This is a genomic window from Mesorhizobium sp. M4B.F.Ca.ET.089.01.1.1 (assembly GCF_004022605.1).
In the GTDB taxonomy this organism is placed as follows: domain Bacteria; phylum Pseudomonadota; class Alphaproteobacteria; order Rhizobiales; family Rhizobiaceae; genus Mesorhizobium; species Mesorhizobium abyssinicae.
In genome coordinates this window covers 1-2160 of the sequence record NZ_RZOS01000683.1, presented here as the reverse complement: position 1 = coordinate 2160, position 2160 = coordinate 1, and the positions used below count along the sequence as shown (strand labels likewise).

At 66.5% G+C, this 2160-nt stretch carries 4 protein-coding genes; 2 read left to right on the top strand and 2 right to left on the bottom strand.

The genetic code is table 11. The annotated features are described in order from the left end of the window. On the top strand, window positions 1–788 hold a 788-nt coding region (bhcR, locus tag EN780_RS32660; RefSeq protein ID WP_133372826.1), incomplete at its 5' end, for an HTH-type transcriptional regulator BhcR. A gap of 74 nt (window positions 789–862) precedes the next feature. Then, window positions 863–1321, top strand: coding sequence for a YbaK/EbsC family protein (locus EN780_RS32655; RefSeq protein ID WP_127394214.1), 459 nt, complete (start codon window positions 863–865; stop codon window positions 1319–1321). Here the strand turns inward: EN780_RS32655 and EN780_RS32650 are convergent, their stop codons facing one another. Beyond that, a complete protein-coding gene (locus EN780_RS32650; protein WP_127287295.1) occupies window positions 1322–1678 on the bottom strand; it encodes a hypothetical protein in 357 nt (118 codons plus the stop codon). It abuts the gene before it with no gap. Window positions 1679–1863: 185 nt separating this feature from the next. Beyond that, window positions 1864–2160, bottom strand: a 297-nt coding sequence (locus EN780_RS32645) for a BA14K family protein (protein WP_133372825.1), incomplete at its 5' end; no start/stop codon positions are given.

Here is a 2160-nt window from a genome sequence, read left to right as displayed (position 1 = left end):
ACCGCGCCTTGCGCATCCTTGCCATCGTCGCCGAAGGCAGCGGCCTGTCGCTGAGCGAGATATCGGCGCAAAGCGGCCTTGCCGCCTCCACCGCCTACCGCATGCTTACGACGCTGGAGAACCACGGCATGGTGGAGTTCGACGGCACCGACCAGCTGTGGTCGATCGGCGTCGAGACCTACCGCATGGGCGCCGCGTTCCTGCGCCGCCGCAAACTGGTCGATCGCGCCCGCATCGTCATGCAGGAACTGATGGAAAAGACCGGCGAGACCTCCAATCTCGGCGTTGCCGAGGACGATTGCGTCGTCTTCGTCAGCCAGGTCGAGACGCACCAGGCGATCCGCGCCTTCTTCCGGCCGGGCACGCGCAGCTCCTTCCATGCCTCCGGCATCGGCAAGGCGGTGCTGGCGCATCTCGATCCCGAGCGTGTCGCTGCCATCCTGCGCCGCGCCGGGCTTGAGCGCTTCACCGAAAAGACGCTTTCCGACATCTCGGCGCTGGCCCGCGACCTTGTCGCGATCAAGCATCGCGGCTGGTCGGTCGACGACGAGGAGCGGCACCCGGGAATGCGCTGCGTGGCCGCCGCCATCTTCAACGAGTTCGGCGAGCCGATCGGCGGCGTTTCGGTGTCCGGGCCCACCGTTCGGGTGACGCCGGAGCGTCTGGCCGAGATCGGTCCGCTGGTGCGCGAAGCGGCGACCGAGATAACCAGGATGATCGGCGGGCATTCTTCACAAGGCACTGCCGAGGCATCGCTGTTCGAGGTCAGCGCCACGCGCTTGCCTTGACTCTGGCCCGACTTGACACCGGTCCGGCAACGGGTCGAAGTCTGCGCCTCCGATCCATTCCCGCCCGGAAACGCATGAGCCTCCAGTCCGTCAAAGCCTTCTTCGCCGAGCATGCCCCCGACATCGCGGTGATCGAAACGCCGACAAGCTCGGCGACCGTGGCGCTCGCGGCCGAAGCGCATGGCGTCGAGCCGGGACAGATCGCCAAGACGATCTGCATGCGGGTCGGCGTGCGGGTGCTGCTGGTGGTCGCCCGCGGCGACGCGCGCATCGACAACCGCAAATCGCGCGACGCCTTCGGTGGCAAGCCGCGCATGCTCGATGCCGAACAGGTGGCCGAGATCACCGGCCATCCGGTCGGCGGCGTCTGCCCTTTCGGCCTCGCCTCGCCCTTGCCGATCTACTGCGATGTGTCGCTGCGCGCCTTTGCCGAGGTCGTGCCGGCCGCCGGCGCCACCAATGCCGCGGTCAGGATCGGCGTCGATCGCATGGCGGGCCTGGTCAGCGCCGAATGGTGCGACATCTGCCAGTAGCTACCCGTTCGGCAGCGCGCTCTTGCCCGCGATCTCGAAGAAGTCGAGCAGGATCGCCAGGCCGACGCCGCTTGCGGTGAAGATCAGGCCGGTGATGAAGATGCGGTTGGCCCGCTCGTAGATCGGCTTTTGCAGCGAGCTTACGTCGAGCAGCAAGGACAGCGCCCGCATCTGCAGCGCGATGCCGATCAGGATCGGCAGCACCGCCAGCAGATGGTAGGTTTGCCATGGGATCGGGTTGGCGGCCCAATGGGTGATGAAGCCCAGCGAAAATGCCAGCAGGATGCCGACGGTGGTGACCGTGCCGTTGCGGAAAACGGGCTCGATCAAGTCTTGCTTCGGATCCTGTTCGTCCAAGCGTCCCTCCTCGGTTTGGCCGTTGGGGCGAGATTAGACGCTCGCAAAATCGCTGTACACCGCCGACGGCGGAGGCTTTTCAACTTGAAAGCCTTGTCAACGCAACAGGGCCAGCCCCCCGACGGCAGAAGAAGGGGCCACGGAGAAGCCCCTTCTTCCGGTTGCCTGAGGCGGTTCACCTCCTCTCAGAGCTGGCAGTAATGACGATAGCCGTCGTAGCCGGCATAGGTGTCGGAGTACGGGTCGTAGCTGGCGTAGCGGGCGAGGCAGCGGCGGACGTGCGAGGAACCGCCGCCATATTCGTCGACATAGACGGGCTGCGGCTGCTGCTGGGAGAGCAGGCTGCCGAGCACGAACCCGCCGACGCCGGCGGCAATGCCGATGCCGATTTCGCGGTTGTGATGGTGGCTGTGGGCGGCCGAGGGCTGCACGGTGCCGACGAGCGAGCCGGCGGCGACGGAGGTGGCGATGAGGCCGGAAAC